General features: G+C 54.7%; 15 protein-coding genes, 1 tRNA gene and 1 pseudogene. 11 read left to right on the top strand and 6 right to left on the bottom strand.

The annotated features are described in order from the left end of the window. Window positions 1-61: 61 nt before the first annotated feature. Window positions 62-151 (bottom strand) — tRNA-Ser (locus DS901_RS09020). 248 nt (window positions 152-399) lie between these two features. Between DS901_RS09020 and DS901_RS09015 the strand changes: the two genes are divergently transcribed. Genes DS901_RS09015 through DS901_RS08985 form a run of 7 tightly spaced genes read left to right on the top strand, consistent with a single transcriptional unit; the run spans window position 400 to window position 6,783 of the window. Then, the gene (locus DS901_RS09015) at window positions 400-1,326 is read left to right on the top strand and encodes an SPOR domain-containing protein (protein WP_113776613.1); all 927 of its coding nucleotides are present in this window, start codon (window positions 400-402) and stop codon (window positions 1,324-1,326) included. A gap of 27 nt (window positions 1,327-1,353) precedes the next feature. Then, entirely contained in the window at window positions 1,354-2,532 is a 1,179-nt protein-coding gene (locus DS901_RS09010) for a D-alanyl-D-alanine carboxypeptidase family protein (RefSeq protein WP_113776612.1), read from the top strand. Beyond that, entirely contained in the window at window positions 2,529-3,137 is a 609-nt protein-coding gene (tmk, locus tag DS901_RS09005) for a dTMP kinase (protein ID WP_113776611.1), read from the top strand. The genes DS901_RS09010 and tmk overlap by 4 nt, the downstream gene beginning before the upstream one ends. Continuing rightward, window positions 3,134-4,237: a DNA polymerase III subunit delta' gene (locus DS901_RS09000; protein WP_113776610.1), complete on the top strand. Its 1,104-nt coding sequence runs from the start codon at window positions 3,134-3,136 to the stop codon at window positions 4,235-4,237. Before tmk ends, DS901_RS09000 begins: the two co-directional genes overlap by 4 nt. A 10-nt stretch (window positions 4,238-4,247) precedes the next feature. Then, the gene (locus DS901_RS08995; RefSeq protein WP_113776646.1) at window positions 4,248-5,036 is read left to right on the top strand and encodes a TatD family hydrolase; all 789 of its coding nucleotides are present in this window, start codon (window positions 4,248-4,250) and stop codon (window positions 5,034-5,036) included. After that, on the top strand, window positions 5,033-5,836 hold the full coding sequence (locus DS901_RS08990) for an MBL fold metallo-hydrolase (protein ID WP_113776609.1): 804 nt from the start codon (window positions 5,033-5,035) through the stop codon (window positions 5,834-5,836). The genes DS901_RS08995 and DS901_RS08990 overlap by 4 nt, the downstream gene beginning before the upstream one ends. A gap of 17 nt (window positions 5,837-5,853) precedes the next feature. Further along, window positions 5,854-6,783 (top strand): AEC family transporter, encoded by a 930-nt coding sequence (locus DS901_RS08985; protein WP_113776608.1) that lies wholly within the window; start codon window positions 5,854-5,856, stop codon window positions 6,781-6,783. A 53-nt stretch (window positions 6,784-6,836) separates the two neighbouring features. Here DS901_RS08985 and DS901_RS08980 read toward each other — a convergent pair. The 5 genes and pseudogenes from DS901_RS08980 to DS901_RS08960 form a co-directional block, all read right to left on the bottom strand. Beyond that, window positions 6,837-7,715: pseudogene (locus tag DS901_RS08980) on the bottom strand (ABC transporter permease); the annotation flags it as partial. 10 nt (window positions 7,716-7,725) lie between these two features. Further along, window positions 7,726-9,339 carry an ABC transporter permease gene (locus DS901_RS08975; RefSeq protein ID WP_113776606.1) on the bottom strand — a complete coding sequence of 538 codons (1,614 nt, stop codon included), beginning with the start codon at window positions 9,337-9,339 and terminating at the stop codon, window positions 7,726-7,728. Window positions 9,340-9,344: 5 nt separating this feature from the next. Then, window positions 9,345-9,632 (bottom strand): DUF1330 domain-containing protein, encoded by a 288-nt coding sequence (locus DS901_RS08970; RefSeq protein ID WP_113776605.1) that lies wholly within the window; start codon window positions 9,630-9,632, stop codon window positions 9,345-9,347. A 64-nt stretch (window positions 9,633-9,696) separates the two neighbouring features. Further along, on the bottom strand, window positions 9,697-10,803 hold the full coding sequence (locus tag DS901_RS08965) for an extracellular solute-binding protein (RefSeq protein ID WP_113776604.1): 1,107 nt from the start codon (window positions 10,801-10,803) through the stop codon (window positions 9,697-9,699). A gap of 77 nt (window positions 10,804-10,880) precedes the next feature. After that, window positions 10,881-12,005 carry an ABC transporter ATP-binding protein gene (locus DS901_RS08960; RefSeq protein ID WP_113776603.1) on the bottom strand — a complete coding sequence of 375 codons (1,125 nt, stop codon included), beginning with the start codon at window positions 12,003-12,005 and terminating at the stop codon, window positions 10,881-10,883. A 335-nt stretch (window positions 12,006-12,340) separates the two neighbouring features. Between DS901_RS08960 and DS901_RS08955 the strand changes: the two genes are divergently transcribed. Genes DS901_RS08955 through DS901_RS08940 form a run of 4 tightly spaced genes read left to right on the top strand, consistent with a single transcriptional unit; the run spans window position 12,341 to window position 15,751 of the window. Then, window positions 12,341-13,234, top strand: coding sequence for a metal ABC transporter substrate-binding protein (locus tag DS901_RS08955; RefSeq protein ID WP_113776602.1), 894 nt, complete (start codon window positions 12,341-12,343; stop codon window positions 13,232-13,234). Beyond that, a complete protein-coding gene (locus tag DS901_RS08950) occupies window positions 13,231-14,067 on the top strand; it encodes a manganese/iron ABC transporter ATP-binding protein (RefSeq protein ID WP_113776601.1) in 837 nt (278 codons plus the stop codon). The genes DS901_RS08955 and DS901_RS08950 overlap by 4 nt, the downstream gene beginning before the upstream one ends. Then, the gene (locus DS901_RS08945) at window positions 14,064-14,921 is read left to right on the top strand and encodes a metal ABC transporter permease (RefSeq protein ID WP_113776600.1); all 858 of its coding nucleotides are present in this window, start codon (window positions 14,064-14,066) and stop codon (window positions 14,919-14,921) included. The genes DS901_RS08950 and DS901_RS08945 overlap by 4 nt, the downstream gene beginning before the upstream one ends. Further along, the gene (locus DS901_RS08940) at window positions 14,921-15,751 is read left to right on the top strand and encodes a metal ABC transporter permease (RefSeq protein WP_113776599.1); all 831 of its coding nucleotides are present in this window, start codon (window positions 14,921-14,923) and stop codon (window positions 15,749-15,751) included. The genes DS901_RS08945 and DS901_RS08940 overlap by 1 nt, the downstream gene beginning before the upstream one ends. Window positions 15,752-15,805: the final 54 nt, after the last annotated feature.

Raw genomic sequence — 15,805 nt, 5'->3', positions numbered from 1 at the left:
ACACCGAAAACCACCTTACCATTCAAGGTGTTAGGGCAGTCTTACATACAAAAATGTAAAATGGCGGAGGCTCAGGGATTCGAACCCTGGGAGGACTTTCACCCTCGTCGGTTTTCAAGACCGGTGCATTCGACCACTCTGCCAAGCCTCCGTTGGGCGGTCTCTAACGGTAAAGAAATGATTCGAAAAGCAACTTTTTGCGTTGGGGGATTCCGCCGACAATTTTGTGATGACTCTTCCCTAAATGGCAGCGGGGCGCTATCGTTCGCGAAAGCAGGTGCCGCGTCGCGGGTTTGTCATTTTTAATGACGAAGTTATTCGTGTGGTCACATAAATGAATGCAGCTGGAAAAACGGCGCGATCCCCACAAATTGGTGGGGCGGAATATAGGGGCGAAGAATGACAGGTAAATATTTCAGAACTGGGCGTTGTATCCCAATTGGGGTTGTATTGGTTGCTGCGTTTGGGCTTACAGCTTGTGAAGAAGGCGGGGGCGGCATGTTTGCCCCGCGTCCCGAGAGTGCTGCGCCAACTAGTCCTACGCGGTTGGTCCAAACCGACCGCGATGTTGAACGCCCTGATGTGTTTGAGGTCACGGATCGCGGGCTATGGGACGGACGCCCATCGCTTGGCGGCATTTGGGTAGCCCATCCTGATGTCCAAGACCCTGAGCGTGTGATCATTCGCAACCCCGAAAACGGCCAGTCGGTTGTCGGTGCTTTGTTCCGGCGCGAACGTGAAAACCCAGGCCCGCTTCTGCAGGTCTCATCGGACGCTGCGACAGAGTTGGGCCTTTTGGCCGGCGCACCAACCGAACTGAGCGTTATCGCCTTGGTCCGCGAAGAAATCGAAGTCCCTGCAGAACCGGAAGAGGTCGCCGAGAATCCGCAAGACAATGCGGTTATCGCTAGCCTTGCTGCCCCGGTCGCGGTTGCCGCAACCGCATTGGATGATGTGCCTGCTGTGGATGTGGACGTGTCTGCGGCGGATGGAGCGGATGCGTCTGCGGTTGATCCGATCGTTGGTGCCGCCGCTGCAATTGCTGCGGTCGAAGCGGGTGAAGCCACAGATGAAGCCGAAGCTCCCGCTGCTGTCGGAGGTGCGACGGCCCCATTGGCGCAGATCGGGGTCTTTAGCGTGGAAGGTAACGCCAATAACGCAGCGCAGGCAATCCGCAGCGCGGGCATCCCATCGTCGGTTGAACCGCAAGATGCGGGAGGGCGTACTGTCTGGCGTGTCGTAGCTGGGCCGGTTTCAGATGACGCGACGCTGGCGCAGCTCAAATCACTTGGCTTTGTTGATGCGTTTATCGTGGGCGCGGAATAGCGTCCCTAACTTCGGAGCACAGATCAAATGATCCTTTCTTACTTTCGTTTTGCTGTGATCGCGCTTTGGTTTGGTGCGACAGCGGGCTTTGCGCAGACCTTTGATACAACTGCGCGCGCGGCCTATGTTTTCGATCAAACAACAGGCACGGTGCTTTTGGCCAAAGACGAAGACGCGCCTTTGCCACCTGCGTCGATGTCCAAGCTGATGACAATCTATATGGCGTTTGAGGCAATCGCTGACGGCCGTTTGACCATTGACGAGGAACTGCCCGTATCTTCGCATGCCGCGTCTTATACAGGGTCGTCGATGTTTTTGGATACCACTGACCGGGTGCGTGTCGAAGACCTTTTGCGCGGTGTGATCATCCTGTCAGGCAACGACGCAAGCGCCGTTTTGGCTGAAACCTTGTCGCCCGACGGAACCGAAGCAGGCTTTGCCCGGATGATGACCCAACGCGCCCAACAGATGGGTATGGAAAATTCGACCTTTGCCAATTCAAACGGCTGGCCCGCGGCTGGGCACCGCATGTCGGTCGAAGATCTCGGTATTCTGGCCGATGCGTTGATCCGCGATTTTCCAACCTATTACCCGCTGTTCGCAGAACGCGAATTTGCTTTTGATGGCCGCGTGCCTAGCAATTCGCGAAACCGCAACCCGGTTCTATCGCTTGGCATTGGTGCGGATGGGCTTAAGACAGGCCATACATCCGAAGCAGGTTACGGGCTTGTTGGATCGGCCAAACAGGGTGATCGCCGGATTATCTTTGTGCTTACCGGGCTGCCGACCGAACAGGCGCGCGCAGAAGAATCCGAGCGTCTAGTGAATTGGGCTTACCGTCAGTTTGCGCAAAAAGATGTCGTTGATGCTGGGCACCGGATTGCAACCGCAGATGTTTGGATGGGCGCACAAACCACTGTTGGGCTCACGGTTGCCGAAGACCTGTCGATGTTGGTGCCTGTGCTGAACCAAGGCACCGTTGATGCACAAGTCGTTTACAACGGACCGATCCAAGCCCCAATCGCGGCGGGTGATCCGCTGGCGGAATTGGTGATCCAACTTGACGGGTTGCCTGAAAAACGTATCCCCTTGGTTGCTGATGCCACTGTGCCAGCGGGCGGATTTACGACACGGTTGCGGACCGCAGCACATGTGCTTTGGACTAAGTTCGGACCTCAACCCGGCACGGCTGACGACGCCGCATGACGACGCCTATGTTTATTACGTTTGAAGGGATCGACGGGTCTGGTAAATCCACGCAGTCGCGATTGTTTGCAGATCACCTGCGTGCGCAAGGACGCGATGTGATCCTCACGCGTGAACCCGGCGGCAGCCCCGGCGCAGAAGAAATCCGCCAGCTGCTGCTGACGGGCGACACGGATCGTTGGTCGGCGGAAACTGAAATCCTGCTCTTCACCGCCGCGCGCCGAGATCATCTTGAAAAGACGATCCAACCCGCCTTGGCGGCTGGAAAAACAGTGATTAGTGACCGCTTTGCCGATAGCACGCGGGTGTATCAGGGCGCGACCCGTGGTGATTTGCGCGCCATGGTCGACAGCCTGCATAGGCTGATGATTGGGCGCGAACCAGATTTGACTTTCATTATCGACATGGACCCGGCGACGGCGCTGGAACGCGGGCTTGCCCGTAAATCTGGCGAAGATCGGTTTGAAGATTTTGGGCTCGGTTTTCAAGAAACCCTGCGCCACGGATTTTTGGCGCTGGCCCATGCGCAGCCTGACCGCTGCGTGTTGGTTGATGGCAACCGCACGCCTGACGAAACCGCCAGCGAAATCGCGGCCCATCTATGAGCGATGATACGCTGCCAGAACCTGACCGGATCGAAGGCGCACCGCATCCACGCGAAACCCGGCATTTGTTCGGTCAAGCGCAGGCAGAGGCGGATTTTCTTGATGCCTTTCAATCGGGGCGGATGCATTCGGGTTGGTTGATCACGGGGCCGCGCGGCGTTGGTAAGGCGACACTGGCGTGGAAGATCGCGACGTTTCTGCTGGCTGACGAAGGGGTGGGGTTGTTTGGCGATCCCACGCTAGAGGTCGACCCCGAACATCCCGATGCGCGACTGATGCAAGCGGGCGCACACCCGCGGCTTTCCGTGATCCGTCGGCCATGGGACGAAAAAACCAAAAAACTGCGCAGCGAAATTACAGTTGATGCCGTGCGCAAGCTTAAGACATTTTTTCAGATGTCGTCTGCAGATGGCGGACGGCGCGTTGTCATCGTGGATGCGGCGGATGAATTGAACCGCAACGCGGCCAATGCAATTCTAAAAGAACTCGAAGAGCCGCCTGCCAATACGGTGATCTTGCTCATCGCCCATCAACCATCCCGCCTTTTACCAACGATCCGGTCGCGGTGCCGGGTTTTGCGATGCAACACCTTGGGCGCTGATGATTTGCAAAAGGCATTGTCGCAAGCAGGGCATGACGCCGATAATGCAGATAGCCTTGCCGCATTGGCAGGCGGGTCAGCGGGCGACGCGATCCGGCTTTTGAAACACGACGGCCTCCAGCTTTATGCGGAACTGATCCGCCTCTTTAACGGCATGCCCCGCATTGATCGGCCGATGGCGCTCAAACTTGCTGAGAGTTGTACCGGGCGTGCCGCCGACGTGCGCTATGGTATGGTTCTGGACCTGATTGATCTGTTTTTGTCACGTACCGCGCGCGCCGGGCTGTTGGGGCAACCCTTGACAGAAGGTGCGCCGGGTGAGGGCGCGCTGCTGGCGCGTATCGCGCCCAATGATCAAATGGCCCGCAAATGGGCGCAGTTGCAACAGGACCTATCCAACAGATCGCGTCATGGGCGCGCGGTGAACCTTGACCCTGCCGCGCTGATCCTTGATATCATTTTCAAGATCGAAGAAACGGCGCTTGGCGTCGCTGCCTAAAGGCCAATTCATGACACAGCCCACCATCGTCGATAGCCATTGCCATCTTGATTTTCCTGATTTTGATGCGGAACGCCCTGCTGTGATCCAGCGCGCGCTGGACGCCGGGGTTGAGCGCATGGTGACGATCTGCACGCGTCTTCGTTTGGAACCCCAAGTGCGCGCCATTGCCGAAGAATTCGCCCCTGTGTTCTATGCCGCAGGCACCCACCCGATGAGCGCCGCCGAAGAGCCACTCGCGACTGTCGATGAATTGATCGCGCTCTCCGCGCATCCGAAATTTGTGGGCATCGGCGAAACCGGGCTTGATTATCACTACACCGCCGAAAGCATGGATATTCAGCAACAAAGCCTGCGTGTGCATATCGCGGCGGCGCGCGAAACCAAACTGCCACTGATTATCCACGCACGGGCCGCTGATGGTGACATGGCACGAATTCTGGCCGAGGAATACGCAAACGGTGCCTATTCATGTGTGATGCACTGCTTTTCTAGCTCTGCCGCATTGGCGACGGCTGCGCTTGATCTAGGGTTTTACTTGTCGATGTCCGGGATCGCTTCCTTTCCCAAAAGCAAAGAATTGCGCGATATTTTCGCGGCTGCCCCGATTGAACGGATTTTGGTGGAAACTGACAGCCCTTACCTTGCGCCGCCGCCACACCGTGGCAAGCGCAATGAACCAGCGTTTTCTGCCTTGACTGCAAAGGTCGGGGCCGAAGCGTTCGGCATGGACTACGCAGATTTCGCACGGAAAACGACAGCGAATTTTGATCGACTGTTCTGGAAAGCACGCGCATGAGCGACACTCTCATGGTGACCATTCTAGGCTGTGGATCATCAGGCGGCGTGCCTCGTCTGGGTGGGTTGTGGGGGGATTGCGATCCCGAAAACCCTAAAAACCGTAGGAAACGCTGCTCGATACTGTTGACGCGATCAAATGGTAAGGGCGAAACGAAGGTCCTGATTGATACATCACCAGACCTGCGCAACCAGCTGCTGGACGCGGGCGTCGGGACTTTGGATGCAGTGATTTATACCCACGCTCATGCGGATCATGTTCACGGGATTGATGATCTGCGGATGATCGTCTTTAACACCCGTGAAATGCTACCCGTCTGGGCCGATCCTGACACCGCCAAAGCGTTGCGTGATCGGTTCGGCTATATCTTTGAAACGCCTATTGGTTCTTCTTATCCGCCGATTTGCAAACTGCATGAGATGGACGGTGATGTGACAATCACCGCGGCAGGGGGCGCAATCACGCTCACCCCGTTTACGGTGACGCATGGCGGGATTGACGCGCTTGGGTTTAGGTTCGACGATGTGGCCTATATCCCGGATGTGTCCGCAATCCCTGATCCGGCTTGGGCCAAGCTGGATGGGCTCGCGTGTTGGATCATCGACGCGCTGCGCCGCACGCCGCACCCATCCCATGCACATCTTGAACAAACGCTGAATTGGATAGCAAAGCTGCAGCCAAAACAGGCAGTGCTGACAAATATGCACAATGATCTGGATTTTGCGACGGTCGCAGCTGAAACCCCCGCGCATGTGCAGCCCGCCTATGATGGTATGACGTTAACATTTGACATCACCTAACCCAAAGGACCAACCGCATGAGTGCATTGATCGACGTTATCATGCCCGTATTTTTGGTGATCGGGTTTGGATATATAGCTGTCTGGCGAGGCTATTTTTCTGAAGGTGGCGTCGACGGGCTGATGAAGTTCACCCAAGGATTTGCCATTCCGTGCCTGCTATTTACGGCAATCTCGACTCTGGATTTGCAGCAAAACTTTAGCTTTGCATTGCTTGGGTCGTTTTACACGGGCGCTGTCGCGGGGTTCATAGTGGGTTTCGTTGGTGGCCGTGTGCTATTTCAACGTGACTGGCAAGACTGCGTGGTCTTTGGGTTTTGCGGATTGTTTTCCAATTCATTTCTATTGGGCGTGCCGATCACTGAACGCGCTTATGGCGCTGATGCGCTTGAAGCGAACTATGCGATTATCGCGATCCATTCGCCGTTTTGCTACGCTATCGGTATCACCGCGATGGAGATCGCGCGCAATTGGGGGGGCAGCGTTGCGGCTTTGCCGCGCAAGGTGCTCAAGGCGATGTTTAGCAATGCATTGATTATTGGTGTCAGCCTCGGGATGTTTGTGAATGTTGCTGGGGTGCCCGTGCCCACAGTTTTGACTGACGCGATTGGACTGATTGCGCGTGCAGCCTTGCCTGCGGCGCTGTTTGGCCTTGGTGGGGTGCTGTATCACTATCGCCCCGAGGGGGACATGCGGGCGATCATGTTTGTTGTCTCAATCTCTTTGGTGATGCACCCGGTCATCGTCTGGCTACTGGCCGATATTAATGATCTTAGCTTATCTGCAACACGGTCTGCGGTGATGACCGGCGCGATGGCACCGGGGATCAACGCCTATGTGTTTGCCAATATGTATGGGCGGGCAAAGCGGGTTGCGGCCTCTGCCGTCCTGATGGGGACCGGGTTGTCGATTATCACGGTCTGGGCTTGGCTGCATATCCTTCCTTAACGCAAAAGGCAGACCTAGATAGGTCTGCCTTTGTGCATTCATCTGTCGCGGTATTAGGTTGGTGACATACCGCGCAGCCGTTCGGACCGCCGCCGGAGCAATTCAACCGTTGCAAGCAAGAGGATCGAAATCCCAACCAGCACAGTCGCCACCGCGAGGATCGTTGGGCTGATCTGTTCGCGTAGCCCTGTAAACATTTGCCACGGCAGGGTTTTTTGCGCCGCCGCACCTACGAATAGCACGACGACGACCTCGTCAAACGATGTGATGAAGGCGAACAGCCCGCCTGAAATTACGCCGGGCAGGATCAGCGGCATCTGTACCCGGAAAAACGTGACCGTTGGTGTCGCGCCCATATTGGCCGCGGCCCGCGTCAGGGATTGGTCGAAACCGACAAGCGTTGCGGTCACGGTAATAATCACGAAGGGAATCCCAAGTGCGGCATGTGCCAAGATCACTTTTATGTAGCCCGAAAGCGATTTTGAAATCCCGAACGTGTTTTCCATCCACAGGCCCATTTGGCTGTAGAAAAAGAACATGCCTGTCGCTGAAATGATCAGCGGCACAATCATCGGTGAAATCAAAATCGCCATGATCCCACGCCGGAACGGTACGTGTGATTGTGACAGACCAATGGCAGCTAATGTCCCCAATGAAACCGAGATAATCGTCGCGAAGGGCGCAATGATCAGCGAGTTCTTCAGCGGGCGGATCCAGTCCTGATTAGAAAAGAAGTCACGGTAGTGTTTGAGCGAATAGCCCTCTGGGTCCAGCGCCAGCATCTCTGGCGTGAAGGTAAAGAAATCCTGCGCGTTGAACGACAACGGAATGATGATGATGATTGGGGCGATCAAGAAGAACAAGATCAGGCCCACGATCACGCGGAAGGTATAATACCAGATCTTTTGACCGGTGGTTGCATAGATTGGCAAGCTCATCTGATCAGCCTCCTAGTTTCACGTTGTCGATGCCGACGATCCGGTCGTAGGCCCAATAAAGCGCCAGAACGATTGCCAGTAGGATTGCACCCAGTGCCGCTGCCAAGCCCCAGTTGAGCGAGCTTGAGATGTGATAAGCGATCCGGTTCGAGATAAAGACACCCTTGGTGCCGCCCACGATTTCTGGCGTGATATAGTAGCCAATCGATAGGATAAACACGAGGATCGACCCCGCGCCGATACCGGGAATGGACTGCGGAAAATAAACACGCCAGAAGGCTGTCCAATTGGTTGCGCCCAGAGATTTCGCCGCGCGCAGATAGCTGATCGGAATGGTCTGCATCACGGAATAAAGCGGCAAGATCATAAAGGGCAGCAAGATATGCGTCATGGCGATCACTGTTCCTGTGGCGTTATTGATCAGGGCAAGCCGGTTGTCATCGGCAACGAAACCGACCCAAACCAACAGATCATTGATCACCCCTTGGTTTTGCAACAGCACCTTCCACGCAGATGTCCGTACCAATAGCGATGTCCAGAACGGTAGCAGCACAAGGATCATCAACAGGTTTGCCTTGCGTGCCGGCAGGTTCGCAAGCATCCATGCCACGGGGTAGCCCAGCAAAATGCAACTGATTGTGATGGTCATCGACATGATCATCGTGCGCAAGAACAAAGTCAGGTAGACTTGTTCGTTCTCTGGCTGCCATTCAACGCCATCTGTAGTTTTTTGCAAATCAATCGCGTTCAAGAAATAGCCGTTCGTGTAGGCCGGGCTATAAGTATAGATGGTCTCCCAAACTTCCGGGTTTTGCCAATCATCGTCGACTTCGGTCAATGTCGCGATGACGTCTTCGGTTTCAAAGCTTGGCGCCGCAGCCGCAGCTGTGCTTACAAGACCGGCAAGCGGGCCGGGAATGTCGACCGACGGCGAAGCAATCAAATCTTGATACAGGGCCAAGGACACGATGTGCCATGGTTCTTCGTCGGTGGGACTATCATTGTCTTCGGATTGGATGACGCGGGCAAAATCGGCGTAGATGTCGGCCGTTTGGGGCAGCAGGTCAATCGCTGAGGCGGACATGACAAAGGCGGGTTCATCCCCTTCACCGTCCCATGCGGCTTGTGCGGTGATCCAATCAGGGTCAGCCATCAGCGTGACCCATGTGGCCGGATCTTCCCATGCGGGATCAAGCGCGACCAACTGGTCCGTGTAGATTTCACCAATATCATCGACCCTGCGGCCCGTTTTACGGAACAGCGATGAAATACCCGACAATTCGTAGTTCAGGCGGCTGCCCAGACGTGTGTGTTCTTTAAGCTCAACCGCGACGGCCAAATCTTTGGCAAGCGCGTCAAATACCGGGGCAGGGGGAAGATCATTTTCCTGCGTGTCCCAATCATCAAGGGCGACAACAGTGCGCGGGATGGTTTCGCTCACAATACCGTTTTCGACCGAGCGGAACAGCATTTGCCCGATTGGGTAGATGAATGTCGCCAGAATAAACAGAAGAAGAGGTAAAATCAGGACCAGCGCGCGCATCTTTTGGCGGCGCAATGCGCGGTTGAGGCTTGCCTTTAGTGGTGTGCCGTCTGCGGCAAGGACTTGCTCTGCCATGTGTTCTAAACCCCTTCGACCAAGATGATCATGCTTGTTGCGTTTTCGCGGCGGATGCGCGCGACCTCTTGGTATTCTTTGGAATAATATAGCGCCTTGGCGCTTGCGTAGTCTGGAAATTCAAAGATCACATGGCGGTCAAATGCTGTGCCTTCAGGCACTTCGCTTGGGCCACCACGGACGATTGGTTTGCCACCGTGGGCTGCGATCATGGGCGTGTCTTTGATGATGTATTCCTGGTAAGCGTCAGGATTGTTCACCGTGATATGGCCGATGATATAGCCTTTTGGCATCTTGAATTCCCGTGGATGAAAGATGCGCAAGGCGGGTTGCCCCACCTTGCGCAGGTATTAAGGCTTATTGTGCAAGCCAGCTTTGGAATTTTGCATCCAGATCGTCGCGGTAATCAGCCCACCACTCGTAGTTATACAAGAAGGTGTTTGTCGCGTTCGCAGGGTCGGTTGGCATATGTGGTGCCATGTCGATACCCAATGTTGCGTGCTGCCCAACCAGAGGCGCAGATGATGCACGTGCTGGACCGTAAGAGATGTATTTCGCTTGGTCAGCAAGACGCTGTGTGTCTGTCGCAAAGTAGATGTAGTCCAAGGCGCGTGCTTCACGCTCTGGGCTCAGGCCTGCGGGAATAATCCAACCGTCAAGGTCGAACACTTGCGCGTCCCACAGCATTGCAACAGGCTGGTCTTGCTCTTCGATCAGGCTGAACAGACGACCGTTGTATGTTGTGCCCATGACGACTTCGCCGTCGGCCAACAATTGTGGGGTATCTGCACCAGCAGACCACCAAACAACGCTGTCTTTGATCGTGTCAAGCTTGGCAAATGCCTGTGCTTGGCCTTCTTCGGTTTCGAGAACGTCATAAACGTCTTCTTTTGCAACGCCGTCACAAAGCAACGCCCATTCCATGTTGTTGATTGGGCGTTTTTCAAGCGAACGCATGCCTGGGTATGCTTCGAGATCGAAGAATGCGCAGATAGACGTTGGCGGTGTATCGCCAACCAAATCAGTGCGGTAACCAGCAGTTGTCGAATAAACGATCTGCGGGATGAAGCAATCAGATACCAACAGGTCGCCGAAATCGTCAGAAGCAGAAGAACCGTCATCGCCAGGTGCGAGCTGTTCGTCGGCGTCGATTTCCAGCGCAAGGCCTTCGTCGCAAAGACGGATCGCGTCAGATGCCACAACGTCAACAACGTCCCATGTGATGTTGCCCGCTTCGTTCATCGCACGCAGTTTCGCAACCGCTTCGTTTGAACTTTCGTCATTGATGATCGTGACGCCCGTGTTTTCGGAGTAGGGGTCGTGGTAGGCTGCTTGTTGTGATGCAGAATACGCGCCACCCCAGCTAACGATGGTCATTTCGTCGGCCATATGGCCGTCTGCGAAGGCTGTTGAACCAGCCAGCGTCAGAGCCGAAGTGGCCATGAGTGCTTTGGTCAAAGTCATTTTAGTCTCCCGTAAGTTTACCCGGATTATTACGTGCGAGCCTACCTTCCGGGCGAAGGCAGGCTCTGTTTCAGCCGTTACGCATCAAGCGCGCGGCAATCTCGTGCAAGCCAGCCAATTTCGATTTGGCTTCCCGGCGTCAGGCGGACCTGATCAGGGGCGTTGCGTGATTTAATGACAAAGTCATCGGTTCCTGCAACGCGCAAACGCGTCCGGAAAATGTCACCCATATAGATGAACTCTAAGACTTCAGCCTTAAGAGTATGTGCGTCAGGGCTCAGGCGGGATTTGTCGAATTCAACTCGCTCTGGGCGGATCGACACTTTGGTCCGCTCGCCAACTTTGCTGACATTGACAGGCATCGCATCGATGACATCGCCACTGTCGAGTTTCACAATGCAGCTGTCGCCGCGCATTTCCTGTACAACGCCCTCTAGCGTGTTGTTTTCGCCGATGAACTGCGCAACGAAGCTGTTTTGCGGTGCTTCATACAACTCATCTGGTGGCGCAAGCTGCTGAATGCGTCCGTCGTCAAAGACAGCCACCCTGTCTGACATTGTCAGCGCTTCGGTTTGGTCGTGGGTCACGTAAACAACGGTAATCCCCAGATCATGCGCCAGTTTTGTGATTTCAAATTGGAGCGTTTCGCGCAGTTGTTTATCCAACGCGCCAAGCGGCTCATCCATGAGCACGAGTTCAGGTTCAAACACCAAGGCCCGCGCAAGCGCGATACGTTGTTGTTGACCACCAGATAGCTGCATCGGGCGGCGACCTGCGAAATCTTGCATCTGCACCATGCCAAGTGCGCGCATGACTTTTTCTTCGCGGTCCGATTTGCCGATTTTGCGTACTTCAAGCGGGAAGGACAGGTTTTCGGCGACCGTCATATGCGGAAAAAGCGCGTAGTTTTGGAACACCATGCCAATGCCGCGTTTGTGCGGTGGGATGTTATTGATGGAAACACCATCAAGCCGGATCGCCCCATGCGTCGCCGTTTCAAACCCGGCCAACATCATCAAACAAGTCGTCTTACCGGACCCTGATGGCCCAAGCATTGTAAGAAATTCGCCCTTCGGCATCGACAGATTTAAGTCTTTTACAACGAGATTTTCGCCGTCGTAACTTTTTTGTACGCGTTCAAATTCTACGAACGCTGTGTCGCTTTTGTCTGCTGACAAACCATTTCCCCCGAGGATTGGCATTTACGGGCTAACTAAAACGGTCCTCACGACGTTTTGCAACGTGAAAGGCCGGCTTTTTTTGTTTCTGGCTACTATGTCTGGTTTTTAGCGATGATTTGGTCGATTTGACTGAATATTTAGCAGTTTCTAGTCGAAATACTTGCGCGTACGTTGAGAGAGCACAGCTTGAGATTGCATCTTGTGGGAGGTTTGAGAGAAAAAGACACGATCCCGATCTTTTTACGAAAATTGTTACATACATATGAGTCACGTGCGAACTCTTGCGAATTATTCGCATTTACAGTTGCGAATAATTCTCATATGCAGTTACCAGCGGAAATTCACGGAGCATCATAATGCGTCACCTGATCAAACAAGCCCTGTTAGCGAGCACACTGTTACTTTCGGGGAACGTGGCGTTAGCCGATGATGATCGGTTTAAGGCCGTGACCACATTTACAGTGATCGCAGATATGGCCCGTAACGTGGCAGGGGATGCGGCGATTGTGGAAAGTGTTACAAAGCCGGGCGCAGAAATTCATGGGTATCAACCGACGCCACGCGATATTATCCGTGCGCATGATGCTGATTTGATTTTGTGGAACGGGATGAATCTTGAACTGTGGTTTGCGCAGTTTTTGGACAATCTAGACGATGTGCCGAGCGTGACGCTGACAGATGGCATCACACCGATCAGCATTGCGGCGGGCGAATATGAAGGCAAACCAAACCCGCATGCCTGGATGAGCATGCAAAGCGCGCTGATCTATGTCGATAATATTCGTGACGCCTTTGTATTGCATGACCCAGAAAATGCGGAGATCTATACGGCTAACGCGGAGGCCTATAAGGCCGAGATCGCCGCTACCATCGAACCCCTACGCGCCGCCATTCAGGCCGTTCCCGAGGATGAGCGTTGGTTGGTGACTTGCGAAGGGGCCTTTAGCTATCTTGCGCGCGATTTTGAAATGCACGAACTGTATCTTTGGCCGATGAACGCCGACGCGCAAGGTACACCACAACAGGTGCGCAACGTGATCGACACTGTGCGCGAACATGACATCAGTGCCGTGTTCTGCGAAAGCACGGTCTCGCAGGCACCAGCCGAACAGGTCGCGCGTGAAACTGATGCCGACTACGCAGGTGTGCTTTATGTTGACAGCCTGACCGATACAGACGGCCCCGTGCCGACCTATATCGACCTGCTGCGCGTCACTTTAGAAACCATCGCGGCGGGGTTATCGCAATGACCACAGGTATTGTTGCTGACGATGTGACGGTCACCTACCGCAACGGGCATACTGCCTTGCGCCACGCGAGTTTCGAAATTCCCACAGGCACGATTGCCGCTTTGGTCGGGGTCAATGGAGCGGGGAAATCCACGCTGTTCAAGGCAATCATGGGGTTCGTGCCTGCATCGGGCGGTGCGATCAGCGTGCTTGGTATGCCGGTCAAAGAGGCCTTGCGCCAAAACGTCGTTGCCTATGTCCCGCAATCCGAAGAAGTTGATTGGAGCTTCCCAGTCTTGGTTGAGGATGTGGTGATGATGGGGCGCTATGGCCATATGGGTTTTTTGCGCCGTCCCAAGCAAGCAGATCAAGACGCGGTGACGGCTGCATTGGTGCGTGTCGGCATGCTGGATTTCCGGCATCGACAAATCGGGGAGCTTTCTGGTGGCCAGCGCAAACGGGTTTTTCTGGCCCGTGCCTTGGCCCAAGATGGCAAAGTGATCTTGCTTGATGAGCCCTTCACAGGTGTCGATGTGCAGACCGAAGACGCAATTATCCAGCTTTTGCGTGATATGCGCGACGAAGGGCGGGTGATGCTGGTTTCGACACATAATCTTGGCTCGGTGCCTGAATTTTGCGACCGTACGGTTTTGGTAAAAGAAACGGTGCTGGCTTACGGTCCGACCGAGACCACATTTACCCGCGAAAATTTAGAACATGCATTTGGCGGGGTGCTGCGGCACTTTGTGTTGGGCGGCCCTGATTTACACGATGATGATGATCGCCGCCAAGTCACGGTGATTTCTGATGATGAACGGCCCTTTGTTGTCTACGATGAAGGCAAGGGTAAATGATCGATACGTTACTACAACCGTTTAGCTATAACTACATGTTCAACGCGATGTGGGTTAGCGCTCTGGTCGGGGGTGTTTGCGCGTTTTTGTCCGCTTACCTGATGTTAAAGGGCTGGTCTTTGATCGGGGATGCGCTGTCGCATGCGATCGTGCCGGGCGTGGCCGGGGCCTATATGTTAGGGTTGCCGTTTGCGTTGGGGGCGTTTGCCGCGGGAGGATTAGCCGCGGGCGCGATGTTGTTTTTGAACCAACGATCAGGCTTAAAAGAAGACACGATCATCGGCATTATCTTTACCTCTTTCTTTGGGCTTGGCCTGTTTATGGTGTCGCTGTCGCCAACTTCGGTCAGCGTGGAAACAATCACGATGGGCAATATTCTGGCGATTACCCCGTCGGACACATGGCAGTTGGCGATTATCGGCTTTGTGACTTTGGCCGTGCTTTTGGCCAAGTGGAAAGACCTGATGGTCACATTTTTTGACGAAACCCATGCACGCTCCATTGGGTTGCGTGTGGATCTGCTTAAGGCGGTGTTTTTTACACTGCTGTCCGCGTCCTGTGTGGCGGCATTGCAAACCGTTGGCGCGTTTTTGGTGATCGCGATGGTAGTGACGCCGGGGGCGACAGCCTATCTGCTGACCGACCGTTTCCCGCGCTTGTTGATGCTGAGCGTGGCGATTGGGGCAGGGACCAGTTTTGCCGGGGCCTATCTGAGCTATTTCCTCGATGGGGCGACAGGCGGGTTGATTGTGACTTTGCAAACCCTGATCTTCTTGGCGGTTTTCACTTTCGCACCTAAACACGGGTATTTCGCCGCGCGTCGCCGCGCCGCAGATGCACTAAAGGCGACGTGATGGAGAGCCTGCTTTTCCCGTTTCAATTTGCCTTCATGACCAAGGCGTTTTTGATGATGGCGATCATCGCGGTGCCGACCAGCCTGTTGTCGTGCTATCTGGTGCTAAAGGGCTGGTCATTGATGGGCGACGCGATCAGCCACGCCGTTTTGCCGGGTGTCGTGCTGGCGTATCTGTTGCATATCCCATTGATTGTCGGGGCGTTTTGCGCGGGTATGGTCTGCGCGGTAGCGACTGGGTTTCTGGCCGAGAACAGCCGGGTGAAACAAGACACCGTCATGGGGATCGTGTTTTCGGGGATGTTTGGGTTTGGCATCGTGCTTTATACAAAGATCACCACAGATGTGCATTTGGATCATATCCTCTTTGGCAATATGCTGGGAGTCAGCAAGGGCGAACTATGGACAGCGGGGCTGATTGCAGGGTTTGTCGCTTTGGTGGTCTTGGCCAAACGGCGCGATTTTTTACTGCATGCGTTTGACCCGGTGCAGGCGCAAGCCGTGGGGCTGCGCGTTGGTTGGCTGCACTATGGGCTTCTGACGTTGATTTCGATGACAATCGTGGCGACCTTGTCGGCGGTGGGGATCATCCTTGCGATTGGGCTGCTGATCGCGCCCGGCGCCATCGCGTTTTTGCTGACAAAACGATTTTCTTATATGTTGGCAATTGCGGTGACGGTGACGATGCTTTCGGGAGCCATTGGCATATACATCAGCTTTTTTATCGATAGTGCACCTGCGCCAACCGTGATCTTGGTGCTGACGATTTTTTTCATTGTCGCCTTTATCCGCGCAAGCCGAAAGTCGCGCCAAGCTGCGATTGCTGATTGATTTTCATTGAATGCGTGGGCGTAGCGTGAAACTTTGCACCAAGCGCAGGACAAG

It is taken from the genome of Loktanella sp. D2R18 (genome assembly GCF_003318235.1).
Taxonomy (GTDB): domain Bacteria; phylum Pseudomonadota; class Alphaproteobacteria; order Rhodobacterales; family Rhodobacteraceae; genus Yoonia.
The sequence above is the reverse complement of the archived record's forward strand: the minus strand, read 5'-3'. Positions and strand labels throughout refer to the sequence as shown.